Origin of the sequence: Paenibacillus riograndensis SBR5, from assembly GCF_000981585.1 — a bacterium.
Classification (GTDB): Bacteria; Bacillota; Bacilli; order Paenibacillales; family Paenibacillaceae; genus Paenibacillus_AQ; species Paenibacillus_AQ riograndensis.
In genome coordinates, this window is sequence record NZ_LN831776.1 from 5,853,389 (window position 1) to 5,869,990 (window position 16,602).

11 protein-coding genes are annotated in these 16,602 nt (G+C 54.8%); 2 read left to right on the plus strand and 9 right to left on the minus strand.

Features of this window, described 5'->3' with window-relative positions; genetic code table 11:
• Window positions 1-4: 4 nt before the first annotated feature.
• The 8 genes from PRIO_RS24845 to PRIO_RS24890 all read right to left on the minus strand — a co-directional run bounded on the left by PRIO_RS24845 (window position 5) and on the right by PRIO_RS24890 (window position 12,071).
• A complete protein-coding gene (locus PRIO_RS24845) occupies window positions 5-1,639 on the minus strand; it encodes a response regulator transcription factor (protein WP_081487127.1) in 1,635 nt (544 codons plus the stop codon).
• A 28-nt stretch (window positions 1,640-1,667) separates the two neighbouring features.
• Window positions 1,668-2,579 (minus strand): carbohydrate ABC transporter permease, encoded by a 912-nt coding sequence (locus tag PRIO_RS24850; RefSeq protein ID WP_020427246.1) that lies wholly within the window; start codon window positions 2,577-2,579, stop codon window positions 1,668-1,670.
• Window positions 2,580-2,593: 14 nt separating this feature from the next.
• The gene (locus PRIO_RS24855) at window positions 2,594-3,580 is read right to left on the minus strand and encodes an ABC transporter permease (protein ID WP_020427247.1); all 987 of its coding nucleotides are present in this window, start codon (window positions 3,578-3,580) and stop codon (window positions 2,594-2,596) included.
• Window positions 3,581-3,691: 111 nt separating this feature from the next.
• The gene (locus tag PRIO_RS24860) at window positions 3,692-5,374 is read right to left on the minus strand and encodes a type 2 periplasmic-binding domain-containing protein (protein WP_046505183.1); all 1,683 of its coding nucleotides are present in this window, start codon (window positions 5,372-5,374) and stop codon (window positions 3,692-3,694) included.
• Window positions 5,375-6,754: 1,380 nt separating this feature from the next.
• Window positions 6,755-9,001, minus strand: coding sequence for a glycoside hydrolase family 95 protein (locus PRIO_RS24875; protein WP_020432775.1), 2,247 nt, complete (start codon window positions 8,999-9,001; stop codon window positions 6,755-6,757).
• Between the two features lie 21 nt (window positions 9,002-9,022).
• Window positions 9,023-10,042 carry a zinc-binding alcohol dehydrogenase family protein gene (locus tag PRIO_RS24880; protein ID WP_020432776.1) on the minus strand — a complete coding sequence of 340 codons (1,020 nt, stop codon included), beginning with the start codon at window positions 10,040-10,042 and terminating at the stop codon, window positions 9,023-9,025.
• Window positions 10,042-11,001, minus strand: coding sequence for an aldo/keto reductase (locus PRIO_RS24885; RefSeq protein ID WP_020432777.1), 960 nt, complete (start codon window positions 10,999-11,001; stop codon window positions 10,042-10,044). Before PRIO_RS24885 ends, PRIO_RS24880 begins: the two co-directional genes overlap by 1 nt.
• Before the next feature lie 233 nt (window positions 11,002-11,234).
• The gene (locus PRIO_RS24890; protein ID WP_046505194.1) at window positions 11,235-12,071 is read right to left on the minus strand and encodes an amidohydrolase family protein; all 837 of its coding nucleotides are present in this window, start codon (window positions 12,069-12,071) and stop codon (window positions 11,235-11,237) included.
• 131 nt (window positions 12,072-12,202) lie between these two features.
• Here PRIO_RS24890 and PRIO_RS24895 point away from each other — a divergent pair, with 131 nt between their 5' ends.
• On the plus strand, window positions 12,203-13,072 hold the full coding sequence (locus PRIO_RS24895) for an AraC family transcriptional regulator (protein ID WP_020432779.1): 870 nt from the start codon (window positions 12,203-12,205) through the stop codon (window positions 13,070-13,072).
• 45 nt (window positions 13,073-13,117) lie between these two features.
• On the opposite strand, the gene PRIO_RS24900 is transcribed toward PRIO_RS24895, so the two are convergent.
• Window positions 13,118-15,544 carry a glycoside hydrolase family 31 protein gene (locus PRIO_RS24900; RefSeq protein WP_020432780.1) on the minus strand — a complete coding sequence of 809 codons (2,427 nt, stop codon included), beginning with the start codon at window positions 15,542-15,544 and terminating at the stop codon, window positions 13,118-13,120.
• Between the two features lie 119 nt (window positions 15,545-15,663).
• Here PRIO_RS24900 and PRIO_RS24905 point away from each other — a divergent pair, with 119 nt between their 5' ends.
• Window positions 15,664-16,557, plus strand: coding sequence for an AraC family transcriptional regulator (locus tag PRIO_RS24905; protein WP_020432781.1), 894 nt, complete (start codon window positions 15,664-15,666; stop codon window positions 16,555-16,557).
• Window positions 16,558-16,602: the final 45 nt, after the last annotated feature.

The window sequence follows — 16,602 nt, forward strand, 5'->3', positions numbered from 1 at the left end:
TGAATTAACTCTTCTTGTATACAGAAGGCGTCACTCCGTTAAGCGCCTTGAACTTGGCGGCGAACACATCGGCGTCTGAATAGCCCACTCTGCTTGCAATATCTGATATTCCCATATCGGTCCGGCGCAGCAGCTTCTTCGCTTCTTCAATACGGAATTCATGGAGATAATCGTTGAAGGAGCTGCCGTAATATTTCTTGAACCGTTGTCCCAGGTAGGCGGAATTTACATGCAGGTGCTTGGCAATATCCTGCAGCTTCAGCTTCTCCTGATAATGCCCGCGGACATACTCGATCGCTGCGGCCACGATCTGATCCTCCGCCCTGCCGTCCGCAGCCGCTGCGAACCACTCTGCTGCCTCGCACAGCTCCTCCTCTATCTGACGCTCAAGCAGCGGAAGACAGCTGGCCGTATGCCGGGACGGGAACCATTTCTGCACCCACTGCGCATAGTCTCCCCCTCTGGCGGTAATTTCACGTAGCAGCTCAGCTTTGACGTTGGCCAGAAAAGCGTCGATCCAGGAGCTGGAAGCCACCTCCGCCGAGAAAATCTTGAACACCTCGCCAAGCTGATCCGTGAGGTGATCGACCTTCCCTTCGGTGACGGATTGCAGCAACGACCGTCTCAGCTCTGCCGGAAGCATGGCCATCTGCGTCTTATCCTGCTTCTCGAAGAAGCCGGCCACCCCGCCCCCCGGGCCATCCGGCCTGCACAGCTCAGCTGCCAGCGCCTCATGGTATGCCGTATTCAGAGTCTCCGGGCCCTGATGCTGAAGGCTTGCCGAGAAAAAGACCGGCGTGCTGTACAGCGGCCGCATCTCCTCCATCCACCGGGTAAGCAATGCCCGGTCAAGCGCCGGCCCTTCCTGCGGGGACACCAGCAGATACCCGTGCTTCCCGCTGCCTGCGGTGAACGGATAGACCGTAATGCTGCGCAGCGGCTCCTTGCCGCTCATGGCAGCGACCTGCTCACGCATATGCAGGCTGTCCGGAGCTGCTCCTTGGACCAGAACACAGCATAGCCGCGAGGCGGGGGAGATCCCCAGCGTCTTCAGCCCCTTCTCCCGCTCCTCCTCCGTATTCTCCCGCATCAGGAGCCGGGATACCATATCCTCCTGCATCAGAGCCGAGAGCGCATCACGCCGTGAGGACGCCTTACGTTCTTTGAAGATCTGTTCCGTTACCGTCTGCAGCGCCTCCGTCAGCTCCGTTTCATCCAGAGGCTTGGTCAAATAATTGGATACTCCGTATTTAAGGGCCCGCTTGGCATACTCAAAGTCAGCATAGCCGCTAAAAATAATAAATTTCGGCTGGAAATCGCTTTCAGAGGTTCTTCGGATGAGCTCAAGGCCGTCGATGACCGGCATACGCACATCGGTGATAACCAGGTCAGGGCGGGTGCTGCCGATCAGCTCAAGCGCATCCTCCCCGTCCAGCGCCTCGCCGCATACTTCATAATTTAGTGCCTCCCAGTCGACCAGGAAGCGGAGTCCTTCCAGCATAATCGGCTCATCGTCGGCAAACAGTACCTTAAGCATGGGATCACCATCTTTATATAAGTAGTTGGAGCCCGCCAGGACTCCCCATGATTGAACAGGAGAAACCGCTTCGGCCGCACCCGAAACGGTTATAGTATACATATTTTCCTTATATAATACATAGTGACAATTACTCTTTCACGCTTCCCAGGTTCAATCCTACCACGAAATACTTCTGCAAAAAAGGATAGACGAACAGAATCGGAACCGCTGTAACGATCGTAATTGCTGAACGCATGGAGGCTGGCGTAACCAGTGACTGGACCTGATTGTTCTGGTTTCCGGCAAGCATCGAAGGATCATTGTTCGCACTCATGATAGAGCCCAGCATCTTCATCATTTCATATTGCAGGGTGCTAAGCTTGAGATCCGAGGAGGCATAGAGGAACGTATCGAACCAGGCATTCCAGGAACCTACCGCGATGAACAGGGCAACGGTTGCCAGTACAGGCGTACAGAGCGGGAAGATGATTTTCCAGAAAATTCTGAATTCTCCCGCCCCGTCAATCTTCGCCGATTCGGTAAGACTGAACGGAAGCCCGCGGATATACGTCCGCATGATAATCAGGTTGAACGCGCTGACCAGACTCGGCAGGATATAGACCATGAAGTTATGCAGCAGGCCCATATTCTTGATCAGGAAGTAGTTCGGAATCAGCCCGGCATTGAAATACATCGTCAGGATGAACAGCAGGCTGATCTTTTTGCGAAAAATATATTGCGGCTGCGCCAGTGCATACGCCAGCATCGTAGTAAGGAATACACCCAGCACCGTTGAGATGATCGTACGGGATACCGAGATAAATGCGGCATGATAGATCGTGCCTGATATAAAGACCGCCCGGTAATTCTCCAGCGTCCATGCGCGGGGCCAGAGATAGATCCCCCCGGCCAGCGTGTCGCTGCCGTCATTGAAGGATACCGCCAGCGTCTGGAGGAACGGATAGAGCGTGACAGTAACCACAAAGAGCATAAATATCGTGTTGATCGTATGAAATACAACCGGCTCAATCCGGCTTGAACCTTTGGTCCCGGCTTTCATATGGGCTTCCTCCTCTATAGTAATCGCTCTTCGCCGAGGCGTTTTGCGACATTGTTTGCGATGAATACGAGAATGACACTGACAATCGTTTTGAAGATCCCTGCCGCCGTAGCCAGCGAGTAGTTCCCCATAGCCAGACCATACTTCACTACAAAGATATCAATGGTTTGCGAATAGTCCACAGTAAGTCCGTTGCCCAGCAGATATTGAAGCTCGAAGCCGGCATCCAGAATATGTCCAATGTTCATAATCAGCAAAATAACGAATGTAGCCTTGATTCCCGGAAGCGTAATATAACGCATCTTTTGAAAACGTTTCGCGCCGTCAATGGAAGCTGCCTCGTACAGGGAAGGATCGATGGAGGTAATGGCCGCCAGATAGATGATCGTACCCCAGCCCACCTCTTTCCACACGTTCGAAGCCCCGATAATGCCCCAGAAGTATTTCCCTTCACTGAGCCACATAATCGGATCTTTAATCAGGTGAAGCTTCATTAGAACGACATTGACAATCCCGCCATCGATGGAGAGTGAAGTGGACACAATCCCCGCAGCGATAACCATGGACAGAAAGTGCGGCAAATAGGAAATCGACTGAACTGCACGCTTGAAGAACTTGAGCTTGATCTCATTCAGCAGCAGAGCCAGACCGATAGCCGTAACCGTACCCAGTACCAGGTTAATAAAACTCATGGCAATGGTGTTGCGCAGTACCAGCATAAAGGTATCATCGGAGAATAAAAACTTGAACTGCTGCAGGCCTACCCATTCCTGCTGGCCAAAGGACACCGCCGGGCGGTAATTCTGAAAGGCCATAAGCCAGCCCCAAATGGGAACATAGTTGAAGATAATCAGATATAGTGCAATGGGCACAGACATAAAAATAAGCTGTTTCTGTGCTTTCAGTGTTTTCCAGCTGAGACTCACACCGATTTCCGGATCGATTTTGCTTTTTCGGGTCTTCTGTTTTTTGACCTGTTTGTCCAGTACGGCATCAGACATGTTGTATTCCCTCCTGTAAAAATCATTCTCTCCACGCAGTCCTATTCACGCAGTCCTATTTAGGAAGAGCGGGAAATAGCATTTCCCGCTCCTTTTTCTGTACTGAATGTCTTACTTGACACTCCATTTTTCGATACGCTGCTGAATGCCTTCATTCATCCGGTCTTCATAGGCCTTAATGTCCAGCTTGTGGATTCTGTCCACATAATCCTGCCACACGCTGTCGAACTCTGCAGGGCTGGCCATAATGGCTTTCGGCAAATATTTGATCTGGAGGTCATTCAGTTTGGACTGTGCGAGCTGGGCTGGTGAACCATCCTTAAGCACGATGGAATACGCAGGGAAGTAGATATTGTTCTCTTTTGGTTCCTTGAAGAATTCAGACCAGGATTTCTTGTTGTACGCCTTCAGAATCTTCTGGTCGTAAGGCTTCAGGCTGTCGAAGAATTCCTGAGGCTGTGTACCGGCATCTGCTGCGTTACCGTCGCTGTACGTACCTTGAATCTTGGGCATGTAACCGAACATCCCTGAGATTTTGTTGGCAACCTGCCAGCTAGTCTGATCCGCATTCGCCCGTTGCTCAGGCGTACGGTAGAAGGAGCCGTCTGCGTTCACTTCATAATCTTCGCCTTTCACGCCCCATTGAAGCGTCTTCTGCCAATCCTCGGTAATCATCTTATCCCAGAATTTGATAATGCGGACAGGGTCCTTGGCATTGATCGAAATTCCGAATCCGCGGTTAGTGCCGACCGCTCCGCGGTCACGGTACCATTCTTCTGCGCCCGGATAGAGCAGAGGGAAGCCGATATACGTATTTTCCAGCTTGCCTTGGGAGATCAGGGATTTCTCGCCGTCCTGGAAGTTCCAGTGCTGGTCGAACATCCCGATTACCTTGCCGCTTGCAACCTTGGCCAGATACTGGTCATAGTTCTGAACGAAGGCTTCTTTATCCATCAAGCCTTGAGCGTTAATCTCATTTAGCTTCTTGTAATAGGTCTTGGAGATATCCTTGTCGGCAAAAATCTGTGCTACATTGTTATCTACAATAACGGCCCCGTCATTCGGATGCCCCGACAGATGCTCTGGGGGATTCTGCAGCGGGAACACGCGCCAGTCGAAGTTGAGTGATTCGAACCCGATCATGTCCGGGTGTTTTTCTTTATATTTGGCAATGATATCGAAATACTCATCCAGGGTCTTGGGAGTAGGGTAGCCCATTTCCTCAAGCACGCCCTTTTGCAGCCAGAAGCCTGGTCCCTGGTAAGTAGGCTCGGTAATTTTACCTTGATAGACGCCATAGCTTGGCAGTACGTAAATGTGCCCGTCACTCTCATCCTTGATCTGGTTCCAGACAGCACCATAATGCTTCTTCAGGTTGGGAGCATATTTCTCAATCAGATCCTCAAGCGGAATGTACGCCTTGGCGTTGATTAATTTGTCGTCGCCCGACAGGATGTCCGGGTAGTCGCCTCCGGCAATCATGACACCCAGCTTCTGCTGCAGGTCGCCGACCAGGAATTCCATGTTGAAGCTGATCCCGGTCTCGTCCTTAATCAGTTTCAGAATCTTATTGTCAGGCGTTGGCTGTTGTCCGGGACCGTTCATGAATACCGAGAAGGTTACCGGAGCCGTGTCGTCTCCGGCTGCTGCCGGGCTGGCATTTCCTCCAGTAGCGGTATCCTTGGTGCCGGTGTTGCTGGTGTTATTGCTTGATCCACAGCCTGTCAGTGCCAGTGTGAGTGCTAATACACCGGCTGCAGCGGCTGCTGCTGAACGTTTTGCCGTTTTGTGCATGTTGTTATGCCTCCCCTTTTTGGCTAATCGCTTATGCTTCTAATTTCTCCTGGTGACAACTTTAATTATACGTTTTCAGAATGCGCTTACAATTCATAGAATATAGGTCTTCCCCCCTGAAAATTCATAAAAAGAAAACGGTTGCTTGCAGCGCGGCAGCGGAATTGCCGTTCTTCCTGAGCTGGCTGCGCCTGGCGCCTGAGCCTGCTTGCGGCCTCCTCGGGTTGGCCGGATTTTGACAAATTCAGGCGAATTCAGGGGCACTAATGCTCTTCATTTGGCCACGTGCCGTCCCCCAGCAAATTCTGTTCGGTTTTTCGCATACATTCGGCCCACGTGCCCCCTACCCAGCAAATTGTGTTCGGTTTTTCGCATACATTCGGCCAACGCGCTTTCCCCCAGAACAATGTGTTCGGTTTTCCGCATACATTCGGTCCATGCGCCGTCCCCCAGCAAATTGTGTTCGGTTTTTCGCATACATTCGGCCCACGTGCCGCCTCCCAGCAAATTGTGTTCGGTTTTTCGCATACATTCGGCCCACGTGCCGCCACCTCAGCAAATTGTGTTCGGTTTTTCGCATACATTCGGCCCACGTGCCGTTCCCCACCACATTGTGTTCGGTTTTTCGCATACATTCGGCCCACGTGCCGTCCCCCAGCAAATTGTGTTCGGTTTTTCGCATACATTCGGCCCACGTGCCGCCTCCCAGCAAATTGTGTTCGGTTTTTCGCATACATTCGGCCCACGTGCCGCCTACCCAGCAAATTGTGTTCGGTTTTTCGCATACATTCGGCCAACACGCCCCCTCCCAGCAAATTGTGTTCGGTTTTTCGCATACATTCGGCCCACGCGCTTTCCCCCAACAAATTCTGTTCGGTTTTCCGCATACATTCGCCCACGTGCCGCCTCCCAGCAAATTGTGTTCGGTTTTTCGCATACATTCGGCCCACGCGCCGCTACCTCAGCAAATTGTGTTCGGTTTTTCGCATACATTCGGCCCACGTGCCGCCTCCCAGCAAATTGTGTTCGATTTTTTGCATACATTCGGCCAACGCGCCCCCTCCCAGCAAATTGTGTTCGGTTTTTCGCATACATTCGGCCCACGTGCCGCCTCCCAGCAAATTGTGTTCGGTTTTTCGCATACATTCGTCCCACGTGCCGCCTCCCAGCAAATTGTGTTCGGTTTTTCGCATACATTCGGCCCATGCGCCGTCCCCTCAGCAAATTGTGTTCGGTTTTTCGCATACATTCGGCCCACGTGCCGCCACCTCAGCACATTGGCTTTCTAGCCCACCACAGCAGAAAGGGATTGACGCAAATGCGCCAATCCCAGTGTACTATCTTATAGTATTCGTCAATCCGGCAGCCTGCTGACCGGCTTCAGCGGGTGAATGTATACGTGCTTCCCGCTTCTCCTGTGAACGATACGGAATCAAGTCCCGGACCTTCGAGCCGGCAAGGGCCGGATACGGTACATGTTACCACTGCTTCCGCAACGAGTCCACCGCTCCAGGTGAAATCGAGGGTATAACCGCCTCTTGCCCGCAGACCCTTGACACTGCCCTCGCTCCAGTCCGCAGGCAATGCAGGCAGTAGTCTGATACTTTCTGTATGACTCTGCAATAGCATCTCCGCGATGCCCGCTGTTCCTCCGAAATTCCCGTCAATCTGGAACGGCGGATGATTGTCGAACAGATTAGGCAGGGTCGAATGCTCCAGCAACGCCCGCACATTGGTATAGGCCTTGCCCTCATCCTGGAGCCGCGCCCAGAAGTTAATGATCCAAGCCCGGCTCCAGCCAGTGTGTCCGCCGCCGCTGGCCAGTCTGCGCTCTAGCGTTGTCCGGGCGGCTGCTGCCAGTTCAGGCGTCCCCTGGACCGTGAAGGCGTCCCCGGGATACAAGGCGAAGAGATGGGAGATATGGCGGTGACCCGGCTCGATCTCCTCATAATCCTCCATCCACTCCTGAATCTGCCCATATTTGCCGATCTGCGGTCCCGGCAGCCGGTCCAGCGCCGCGCGAAGCTCTTCGCGGAATACCTCATCCCGCCCGATAATCTCCGAGCTCTGGACACAGGCCTTGAACAGCGCCTCAATAATCTGGAAGTCCATCGAGGCTCCGGCGCACAGCACACCCGATTCTCCGCCGGGAAGCTGGTACGTGTTCTCCGGCGAGACGGACGGGCAGGTAATCAGCCGGCCCGACTCATCCTCTATCAGGTAATCCAGCAGGAATTGCGCAGATTCCTTCATGGTATCGTAGGCATTCGCCAGATAATGGCGGTTCTGGCTGAACCGGTAATGCTCCCACATGTGCAGGCATAGCCAAGCTGCGCCCAGCGGCCAGAACGATGCGGGCAGGTACGTATCCTGCGGAGCAGTATCTGCCCAGATGTCCGTATTGTGGTGTGCCGTGAAGCCGCCGCAGCCATACATCACCCTGGCGGTCACCCGTCCCGGCTCACGCATCCGTTCGATCAGATCGAACAGCGGCTCATGACATTCCGCCAGATTGCAGATTTCAGCCGGCCAGTAATTCATTTGCGCGTTAATGTTGATCGTGAATTTGCTGTCCCAGGCCGGGGTGAAGCTGTCATTCCAGATGCCCTGCAGATTCGCAGGCAAGGAGCCTGGGCGGCTGGAGGCGATCAGCAAATACCGGCCATATTGGAAGTAGGTTGTGATTAGCCCGTGATCCTCTTCCCCCTGCCGGAAGCGGTTCAGCCGTTCGCCGGTGGGCAATGCGTTCAGCTCGGTGTTCTCCGGGAGCGTGAGCGTAACCCGGCCATACAGGCTGCGGTAATCCGCGACATGACGGGCAAGCAGCTTGTCATAAGGAACCCTACTCAGCTCTTCAAGCTGCCGCTTGGCATGAAGTGCCGGATCGGGATGGCGGAACGTGGTTCCTGCGGCAAGCAGCAGCGTGACAAAGCTTGCCCCTTCCACCAGTACATATTCGCCGATGTTGCGGCAGGTGCCGTCTTCTGTGACGGCCTTCAATACGGCAGCGAAGGAGCTGCCCCCGCGCCCGCCGCATTCTCCGCCCATCACCAGTCCGCTGTCATTCCATTTCTCGGTCTTCTCCAGCATTCTCCAGTTCTGGCGGTTGAACCTGGCCTTCAGGGAGATTGCGTTCTTCTGATCAGAGGTAATCCGCACCACGATGGCCTGATCCGGGTAGCTGGCAAACAGTTCACGGGTATATCGTACCCCGCCGGTCACATAGCTCACCCGCGATACGCCGCGTTCCAGATCCAGCTCCCGGCTATAATCTTCCACTGGCTGCTCATGTCCGCCGAACGACAGCAGCAGGTCGCCAAGCGGCAGATAATGGCGCTGCGCTTCCGGCAGACCCACCATCGTCATGGCCGCCAGCTCCTCCGCCTCCCGCAGCTTGCCTTCAAGAATCAGCTGGCGGAGCTTCGGCAGGTTGGGCAACGCATCTTCATTGTTGCGGTCACGCGGACCTCCGTACCAGACGGAATCCTCATTGAGCTGGAGCTTCTCCTCGGCCGCCCGGCCGAAGATCATGGCTCCAAGCCGCCCGTTGCCGATCGGCAGCGCCTCATTCCAATTCTGTGCCGGTTCACTGTACCATAAACGCTGGCTGTGTTCCTTGCTTGTCATCGCTTTTCCGCTCCTTCGCAGTTAATTCAGCTCAACCAGGGCCTTGATTACCTTGGATTCAGGCTTCAGCCAGCTCTCGAACTGCCCAATCATCTCCCCGAATGAGCAGCGGTGGGAAATATAGCTGTCCACATCAATGTAACCGTCCCTAATGGCGCTGATTACCCGCTCGAAATCCTCACGGGTCGCATTTCTGCTGCCCTGCACCGTCATCTCGCGGGCATGAAAATCGGGATCACTAAAGGTAATATTGCCTTTGACCAGACCGACATAGGTTAATGTTCCTCCATGACCGACCAGTCCGAAGGCGCCTTCCATAGAAGAGATGTTGCCGGTGGAATCAATGACATGCGGCAGGAAATTGCCGTCCGTCAGCGCCGATAGCTGTTCCTTCGGCTCTTTCAAAGCGCTTACCGTATGTTCCGCCTGCGCCCAGCCCTTGCAGAAGACCAGACGTTCATCGTTGACATCCATCGCAATGACCTTCCCCCCGGCGTACCGGGCCATTGCCATCACGCCTAGCCCGATCGGGCCTGCTCCGATCACCAGCACCTGATCCCCGGCGCTGATGCCGGAGCGCCGCACCGCATGGGCACCGATCGCCAGTGGCTCCAGCATGGCAGCCTGATCCAGCGTCAGCCCGTCTGTCTTCAGCAGATTGCGGACAGGCAAGGATACCCGCTCCCGCATCCCGCCGTCCAGATGAACACCGAATACTCTCATTTTCTGGCAGCAATTCGTTTTGCCGCTCAGACAGGCCCGGCACTCTCCGCAATGCAGATAGGGAATGACACTGACCTGATCCCCGGCCCGCAGCCCTTGCGGATTGTCGCCAATGCGCTCAATGATCCCGGACACCTCATGCCCCAGCACACGCGGATAAGTGAAATAAGGCTGGTTGCCCCGGTAGGCGTGCAGGTCTGTTCCACAGATCCCGATGCGGCGGATGCTGATAATGGCTTCCCCGTCCCGCAGCTCCGGCTCCGGCAGATCCTCGCGGAATACGAACTTTCCGACTTCCTCACAAATAATTCCCTTCATTATAAGCGCTCCCCGTTCCGGCCTGGTGCTTCGTTCCATTCTGCCCGGCCGCTCGGCCAGGTCGCCCCGTCAATCGGCTTCAGAATGTCGCGCACTTCAGTCAGTAATTGTTCGTCCATTGGCTCTTCGGTCCACTTAATATTGTTGCGGATATTAGCCGGTGTTGCCGTGCTGACCAAGGTGGTTGGAATCTGCTCGTTCGCGGTGGAGAACTGGACCGCCAGCTTGGCAATGTCTTCTCCCTTGTCTCTGCAGTATTCAGCAGCGCGCTGACACGCAGCCTGAATCTCTGCTCCCGCCGGATGCCAGTCCGGCACCTTGCGGTTGCTGAGCAGCCCCATCGAGATGGGCGACGCATTCATCAGCCCTGTGCCGCTCTTCTCCAGCAGCGGAAGGAGCCTGAGCAGCGTGGTATCGTTGAGCGAATAATGGCAATAGGACAGAATGACATCCAGCCTGGTCTGCGGCAGCACCTTCTCGAACACGCTCAAAGGCAGGCCGCTGACGCCGTAGTAACGGATTTTGCCCGCCTGCTTCAGCTCTTCCAGCGCCGGAATTCCCTCCTCCATCACCTGCTCTACCGGGCCGAATTCAACATCATGCAGCAGCAGAATATCCAGATAATCCGTGCCCAGGCGGCCCATACTCTCTTCCGCGCTGCGGATGATCCGCTCCCTGGAGAAATCGAATTCCCCCTCGCCGTAACGCCCGGCCTTCGTGCTCAGGATATACTTGTCGCGCGGTACCGTCTGCAGCGCCTCGCCCAGCACCGTTTCCGCCTTCATCAGACCGTAATACGGGGAAACGTCAATGAGGTTAATCCCCAGATCAATCGCCGTATGAACCGTAAGGATGGCCTCATCCCTCGGAACCTCCCGGAACACGCTGCCCAGCGAAGAGGCCCCGAAGCTTAATGCCGATACCTCCAGTCCCGTATTGCCCAGCTTTCTGTATTTCATATTGCACTACCTCCCATGGTTTATGAATCTATATAAGCCGCACTTAAGATTGGAACTGGAGGCGTAATCGTCACTGCGGTGAACATTTGGACTTCCGGTCGCTGTTGTCCCCAGATTTCTCAATTTAACTCGCTATTCGCAGTAGAAATCCGGTGACAATGGCGAACGCTACCGCTCCCCCAGTTCCAAATTTCCCCTCCGTTTCTTTTCCCTTCTCGTTACTGACTTAAGTGCTACTTATCTAACTTGTAAAATCCCGCCGCATTCGCTCCAAACACCGGCTCCATCTCTTCCGCTGACAAACGGCCCTGTAGTGCGCTGCGCAGAACCTCCACAACCTCGTCATAGGTTGCCGCCATCAGGCACACGGGCCAGTCGCTGCCGAACATCACCCGCTCCGGTCCGAACAGCTCCAGCACGGCATGAACATAAGCAGTGAAATCCTCCTGCGTCCAGCCCTGGGGATCGGCTTCGGTGACCATCCCGGACAGCTTGCAATAAATCCCCGGGTGCTTCGCAATCTGCGCCATCCGGCTTCGCCACGGCTCTAATTGACCCGAAGCAATCGGCGGCTTAGCCAGATGGTCAATGACCCCCCGCAGTCCCGGAACCCGTTCCAGCATCTCAATCAGCTGCGGAAGCTGGTCCGCCAGAACCAGCAGGTCAACGGGCAGATCCTCGTCCGCAAGATATGAGAGCGCTTCTATATATGGCCGGGTCAAAAGCAGGCCGGGGTCCTCCATCTCCTGAATCATGACGCGAAGCCCGGTGAACTTCCGGTGCCCGCGAAGCTGCCGGAGCTGCTCCTTGAAGGTCGGGCTTGCCAGGTCCAGCCAGCCGATCACGCCGGCGATGGACTCCGCTTGCCCGCTGAGTCCCAAAATGTATTCCGTCTCCTCCACGGTCGGTGCAGCCTGTACCACAATCGTGCGGCTGATGCCGTGCCTGTGCAAATGCGGTTCCAGGTCTGAAGGCAGATAATCCCGGAACAGCACCGGAATCTCCGGCGTAATCCATCCATAATCATCCCTGTCTATCTTCCAGTAATGCTGATGAGCATCAATATACATGATAACGCCTCCATTCCACCTTATTGTAAACATCCGATAAAGGAATAAAAATAGCTAAAACAAACAAATCTATACCTTATTTTGATATGATGTGGGTAAGAATCTTCAGATTTGACTCAGGGGGCGACGTCATGGAACCGATCCGCAGGCATTTTGACCATCAATTGCCGTTTACGCTGCTGCTGGACTATAAGGAAACGAAAAGCCCGCAGCGCGAGCTGCCCGACCACCAGCATGACTGGTATGAATTCATCTACGTATATGGCGGCAAAGGAAGCTTTTTCATCGATCAGACCTTTTATGAGATGCATCCGGGCGACATAATTGTCGTTCCCGGGAACACGGTGCACCGGGGATTTCCCGACAATGAGGAGCCGGTGACTTCCTCCGCCCTTTTTTTCAGCCCGGCTCTGATTCATAACCATACCTACAGTGAGTCTTATCCCTATCTGAAGCTGTTCGACGCTGCCAAGACAAACAAGCAGTATAAGTATACCCTGTCTCCTGAACATGCTGAAATTCTGCAAAATGATATCGAGGAGATCCACCGGGAGCGCGAGCAGAATCAACAGGATGGCGGGCAGGCGCTTACGCTGCTGCTTCATCTTACACTGCTGCATCTGAACCGCTACTGCCTGCCGCAAACCGCCGAGCCTGTTGCTTCAAGTCCCTTGCTGCCGGAGTGGTTCCGTGAGGCGCTCAGCTATATCAACGATCATCTGGATCAGCCGCTGGAGCTAGGCACCCTGGCCGGACGGGCGGCGATCTCACCAGCCCATTTCAGCCGGGTCTTCAAGCAGCGTCTGGGCATGAATGTGACGGATTATATTGCGACCAAGCGGATCTTTGCCGCCAAGGACAGCCTGCTGCAATCAAGCTATACCATCGAGCAGATTGCCATGGCCTGCGGCTTCGAGAGCCTGCCCCATTTTTACCGTACGTTCAAAAGAATCACCAGCATGACACCCGCCGCCTACCGCAAGAGTAACAGAGCTTACTAAAGCTTTTCTATCCAGCGTATAATTGGTCAAAAATCCAATTAGGCCTCAGCAGTGCAAGTCCTCTTCGCGGACGGTAACAGCTTCCCCTTCATAAGTAACAATACAGCTTCCGGCATGACCGGCCAGCTCTACGGCAAATTGTCTTACCGCCTGCATTCCGGCATATTCTCCCGTCCGCTTCCCGATAGTCAGGCTGCGGTCCGCTTCACACCAGCTCAGCTCAATCATCGAATACGATCCGGTCTCATAATTATAATTATCGCCTTCATCTTCATACAGAGTGAAGGCTGCATCCTTGCCTCCGTATACCTTGAGCCGGGTCACAGCTTCCGGCTGTTCATCCGTATATTGAACATCGGGTCCGAGCGGAACAATGGACCCGGCACGGACATACAGGGGAAGCGTCTCCAGATCCGCCTTGGCTTCAATCGTCACGCTGCCCTCCAGCCGTTCATCGCTCCAGTAATCATACCATTCCCCTTCAGGAAGGTAGACCCTGCGCTGCTTAAGAATACCCTCAAGCTCACGGGAGCCGGGACCGTAATACATAGCCTCTGTCACGGGAGCCACCATGAAGGCCGGACCGAACATGAACTGGTCGCCGATGGCATGAACCCGCACATCCTCCCGGTAGTCGAAGGCCAGCGCGCGGAACATAGTATAGCTTCGGTGTGCCACAGCTCCCGCCAGGGAGTAGATATATGGCATCAGCCTGTAACGGAGCTTCAGATAGTTCACCAGCGTATCATACATCAGCTCGCCCTTTTCACCGAACTGCCATATCTCTCTTGGTGTATCCGTGCCATGCGAACGGAACATCGGCAGGAAGGCTCCGAGCTGGAACCAGCGGACGTACAGCTCCCGGTAGCCCAGATCGGCAACACCATCGTCATAATCCCCGCTCCAGAACCACTGCTCCTTGTGATTCTTCACGAAGAAGGCCCCGATATCCAGCGTCCAGTAAGGCGAGCCGGTCACACAGAAGTTGAGACCGTCGGCAATCTGCCTGCGCAGCGTCTCCCAGTTGGCGGCGGTGTCACCGGACCAGGTGATCGTGGCATACCGGTGCTGCCCGGCATAAGCGGAGCGTGTCAGATTGATCACCCGCTTCGCTGAGGTCTCTGCGCGCTGGCCTTCATAGATCCCTTTGGAGTGCTGCATGGAATAGGCATTAATCATGCCCGGATCGAGATACCGCTTCGACTCTGCCGTATTAATCAGCAGCCGCTGCTCCGGCTCCGGCTTCACCGGACCCTTCCAGTCCGCTTCGAACGGCTCGGTGCAATCGCACCACCAGGCATCGACTCCATGCGCGAACAGTCCTTCATTGGCCTGCTTCCAGTACAATTCTCGCGCTTCCTCCCGGAAGGCATCATAGGTAGCCTGATTACCTAGCAGGAAGCCGCGTTCGTTCATCTCCTCATGATTAGCCCCGCCTGCGCCCATAATCGGCCAGATCGATACCATCAGCTTGGCGTTCATGGCGTGGAGGCTGTTCATCATTTGCGAGGGATCAGGGAAGCGTTCAGGATCGAAGGTCTTTTGCCCCCACAGATTGCCCGTCCAGGACTGCCAGTCAAGCACGATACAGTCGAGGGGAAGCGAACGTTCACGATACTCTTGCACGATGGCAATCAATTCCGCCTGGGAGACGTACCTTTCCTTGGACTGTACATACCCGAAGGACCACTTCGGCAGCATCGGAGCTTCTCCGGTCAGATAGCGGATGCCCGCTGTAATCTGGTCGAATTCCGGTCCGTGAATGAAGTAGTAATCCATCTCCTCATCCGCATCGGTCCAGAGATACGAGCCGAAGGCATCATCGTGGAAGGTCATGTACGAACCCGAATCAACGAGAATCCCGTAACCGCGCGTAGAGACCAGGACCGGGACAACCGCTTTCATATTCTGCTGATACAGGTACTGATGCTTGCCCCGGAGGTTCATCATTCCCTCTTCATGGGAGCCCAGCCCATACAGGGCTTCACCCTCCTGCCATTCAAATTCCAGCTTCGTATGAAAAGCCTCCCGCTCCAGCCTCCGGTTCACTCCTTCCGCTCTTGCACGCAACCCATCAGCACCCTGTCCAGTCTCTATCGTGTCTGCTGAAGCATCGAAAACCGTATGATAGACCTCTGTGCGCTCCAGGGTTTTGCCGCCTCTGGCCGGCTCCCGTGTGAGCAGTGTGCCGTCCGCAGCTCTGTAGCTGAAGGCACAGGTCGCTTTGTCCACCTGGATGGTTAGCTCTGCGGTTGCGATTTCCAGATGGCCCGGAAGGTCCGTCACCTTATATTCAACCGCCTCCGCTTCCGGGCAGCTCACTACCATCAGGCTCTCTTTGCCACTTAGCTCCGCATTTAATGTATACCGGATTCTGGCAATGTCCGGCGTACACCAGTCAATCTGCATAAGCCCCTCTGTCGTTTCCAGCCTGATCCCGTCCTTGCCGGAATGTACATGCTTCAATTCCACAATGCATCCACCTTTCATTATGACTTCCCATAACTATAATGATATTATTATTGATAGCGGATTCTCTAGCAGATATTTGCGGTTCATCAGCACAATATTTCGATTCACAGGAGGGCAACATGTACGAACACCGTTACCGGGAGCATAAGCTGCATGGCCAGCCGGAATTCCCGCTGCATATCTACAAGGTGGAGCATCCGGCCGGCGTGCATACCATCCTTCCGGTGCATTGGCATAATGAGATGGAGATTATCACTCTGGCTTCCGGCCAGGCTATGTTCTATATCGAGGGCCGCGAATACGCCCTTCATGCCGGAGATGCCCTGATCGTCCATCCCGGGGAGCTCCATTCCGGCATGGACACCGGCTCCGGGGGCACCTGCTACTATTCGATTGTCTTCCGCATCTCCTGGCTGTCCTCGCCCCATCCCGACCGGGTACAGGTGCAGTACCTGGACCCGCTCCTGCAGGAGACGGCCCGGCTGCCGGTCCTATTATCTGCGGCGGATAGCGCCCACCTACCGTTGCTCCGGCTGGTCAGAGAGTTGCTGGAACGTTATGACCAGAAGGCTGCGGCCTATGAGATGAGTCTGAAGGCGCTCCTGCTGCTGTTCATTGCCGACAGTTACCCGCTCGCACAGACGGGGATGGAGCCTGATCCTGGAGCCCGCCGCGCGCGCGAGGACAACCGGCAGATCCGGCAGGTTCTGAGCTATATGGAGGAGCATTCGCGCGAGAAGCTGGAGCTGGACCAGCTCGCTGCGGTGGTGTCGCTGAGCCGCTCGCATTTCTGCAAGTTTTTCAAGGACCGGACCGGCATGAGGCCAATGGAATATCTCAACTATATTCGCATCAGCCAGGCGGCCAGCCTGCTGCGCAGCGGCGCTTACAATGTGCTGGAGGCTGCTCTGGAGTCCGGGTTCCAGCATGTCAGCTACTTCACCAAATGGTTCAAGCATTATATGGACATGACGCCCTCAGAGTATAAGGCCCGGTACGCCTCCGGCCTGTGATGGCCTCTAAACAGCAAGACAGCAGCACCGTCAGCGAATGCTGCG

Coding starts and splice junctions, on each gene's coding strand:
- PRIO_RS24880 (WP_020432776.1), bottom strand. CDS start 10,042: ATGAAGGGAATTATTTGTGAGGAAGTCGGAAAGTTCGTATTCCGCGAG.
- PRIO_RS24885 (WP_020432777.1), bottom strand. CDS start 11,001: ATGAAATACAGAAAGCTGGGCAATACGGGACTGGAGGTATCGGCATTA.
- PRIO_RS24875 (WP_020432775.1), bottom strand. CDS start 9,001: ATGACAAGCAAGGAACACAGCCAGCGTTTATGGTACAGTGAACCGGCA.
- PRIO_RS24850 (WP_020427246.1), bottom strand. CDS start 2,579: ATGAAAGCCGGGACCAAAGGTTCAAGCCGGATTGAGCCGGTTGTATTT.
- PRIO_RS24860 (WP_046505183.1), bottom strand. CDS start 5,374: ATGCACAAAACGGCAAAACGTTCAGCAGCAGCCGCTGCAGCCGGTGTA.
- PRIO_RS24905 (WP_020432781.1), top strand. CDS start 15,664: ATGTACGAACACCGTTACCGGGAGCATAAGCTGCATGGCCAGCCGGAA.
- PRIO_RS24855 (WP_020427247.1), bottom strand. CDS start 3,580: ATGTCTGATGCCGTACTGGACAAACAGGTCAAAAAACAGAAGACCCGA.
- PRIO_RS24895 (WP_020432779.1), top strand. CDS start 12,203: ATGGAACCGATCCGCAGGCATTTTGACCATCAATTGCCGTTTACGCTG.
- PRIO_RS24845 (WP_081487127.1), bottom strand. CDS start 1,639: ATGTATACTATAACCGTTTCGGGTGCGGCCGAAGCGGTTTCTCCTGTT.
- PRIO_RS24890 (WP_046505194.1), bottom strand. CDS start 12,071: ATGTATATTGATGCTCATCAGCATTACTGGAAGATAGACAGGGATGAT.